The following is a 2,014-nucleotide window of genomic DNA, read 5'->3' on the forward strand; positions in this document are numbered from 1 at the left end:
GGCAGTTGCCTGACACTGGCCATCGCCCAGCGTCTTGTGCAATTGAGCAAAACCTACGATGTGCGTTTGATCGAAGACGATGTCTACGCCGATCTGCATACTGGCAACGGTACACGCCTGGCAGCGCTGGACGATGAGGGGCGGGTGATTTACGTGGGCAGCTTTTCCAAGACTCTGAGCAGTTCGCTGCGGGTCGGATTTGTCCTGGCCGACCGCGAACTGCTGGTGCGCCTGGCCCAGGTCAAGATGATCAGTGGCCTGGGTGGCAGCGGGTTCTCCGAGGCGGTGCTGGCCAGCCTGATGGCGTCTGGCGCGTATCGCAAACTGGTGCAGCGCCAGCGTCAGCGCTTGAATGCCGACCGCGCCGCAGCACTGCAGGCGCTGGAGGACGCCAATTGGCAGGTTTTCGGCAAGCCGACGGGCGGGTTGTTTATCTGGGCGCGTGCGCCGCTGGCCGATCCAGTCCGCGTACGAACGCAGGCGCAACGCAGCGGCGTGTTGCTGGCCGCCCCGGAGGCGTTCAGTCCCAGTGGTGAGACCAGCGACTGGCATCGGATCAACATCGCCTTCGCCTGCGATCCACGCGCCCGGCAGTTTTTCCGCAATACCGGTGTGGATCGACCTCCAGTGTTCTGAAAACGACGCGGACCTAGCTTTTTGCCATTATTCCGACGCCAGAGACTTGTGCCGGTGATTGGCCATTGCGAATCTTCGTCAACAGACTAAGGCAGAGGGCTACGCGCAATGATTTCGGCCGTGCAAGGACGTTTTGCCAACCTCGGTATGGCGAAAAAACTGGGTGTCGGGTTTGTGCTGGTTTTGCTGCTGACCGCTTTGGTGGCAGCCATCGGTGTCTGGTCCCTGCAAACCATCAGCCAGCGCTTCGAAGGGCTCAAACAGATGTCCTCGCTCAACAGCGGCCTGCTCAAGGTGCGTCTGCTCGAGCAGGAGTACGCCTTGCGCGGCAATCCGAAAACCGCCGATGCCTTGCGCAAGGGGGTGGACGAGCTGGTCGCTCAGGCCAACGAACTCAAGGCGCAATCGCCGGCCTACGTGACAGTGATGACGGATGTCGAACAGTCGCTGGGGGCTTATCGCAAGGCGTTCGATGAATTCGTTTCGTTGACCCAGGCGAAGGACCTTGCCCTGGAAATGGCCAGTTGGTCGGTCTCCAGCGTGGCCAACAACCTCGATGTGTTGCAGGCCGGGCTGGCCGATGATGGCGCGTATACCTTGAAAGACACCGAGGGCAAGGACGGCGCGCAGTTTATCGAGCAGGCCGGGCAGGTCAGTCAGGTGTCGATGCTGATGCTGCAAGCGATGAACGAGGCGCGGGTGCGTCTGGATCAAAGTCGCAAGGGCGATGCCGACAGTGCCGGCAAGGGCAATATCGAGCAAGCGGCGCAGGCGCAGACGCAGGCCGAGGCGCTGAAGTTGACGGTCAAGGACGAAGGCTATCTGACGGTGCTCAACGAAGTCTCCGGGCACATTGCCGGCTTCAACGACAAACTGGCCGAATACACTGGGCTACTGACCCAGGAAAAAACGGTCTACGAGCAATTGCATCAACGTGCCGCACAAGTGGTGGAGCGGGTGGATCAAGCGTCGGTCGCCGAAGACGCGGCGATGCAGGCCGAACTGAAGAAAAACTCGCTGCTGATCATCGGCTCATCGGCGCTGGCGTTGCTGGTCGGGTTGATTGCCGCGTGGATGATTACCCGGTTGATCGTTGCGCCGCTGCGCAGTGTGATTCAGGTTGCGCAGCAGATCGCGGCCGGTGATCTGAGTGCGACGGTGCAGGTCAACCGTCGCGACGAAATTGGCCAGTTGATGCTGGCCATGCAGCAGATGGGCGCCGGGCTGAGCACGATTGTCAGCGGTCTGCAGGCGGGGATCGAGCAACTGGCGAGCTCGGCGCAATCGCTGTCGGCGGTGACTGAGCAGACCAACCTTGAGGTCAGCAGCCAGAAGGAAGAACCCGAGCAGGTCGCCACCGCCATGAACCAGATGACAG

The 2,014-nt window shown here is 61.1% G+C and carries 2 protein-coding genes; both read left to right on the forward strand.

The features are described 5' to 3' along the window. Nucleotides 1–636, forward strand: a 636-nt coding sequence (locus DBR24_RS33620; RefSeq protein ID WP_256591806.1) for an aminotransferase class I/II-fold pyridoxal phosphate-dependent enzyme, incomplete at its 5' end; no start/stop codon positions are given. A 108-nt stretch (nucleotides 637–744) separates the two neighbouring features. Further along, nucleotides 745–2,014: methyl-accepting chemotaxis protein (locus DBR24_RS33625; RefSeq protein ID WP_256591807.1), on the forward strand; the 1,270-nt coding region annotated here is incomplete at its 3' end.

It is taken from the genome of Pseudomonas sp. HMWF006, assembly GCF_003061205.1.
GTDB classification, from domain to species: domain Bacteria; phylum Pseudomonadota; class Gammaproteobacteria; order Pseudomonadales; family Pseudomonadaceae; genus Aquipseudomonas; species Aquipseudomonas monsensis.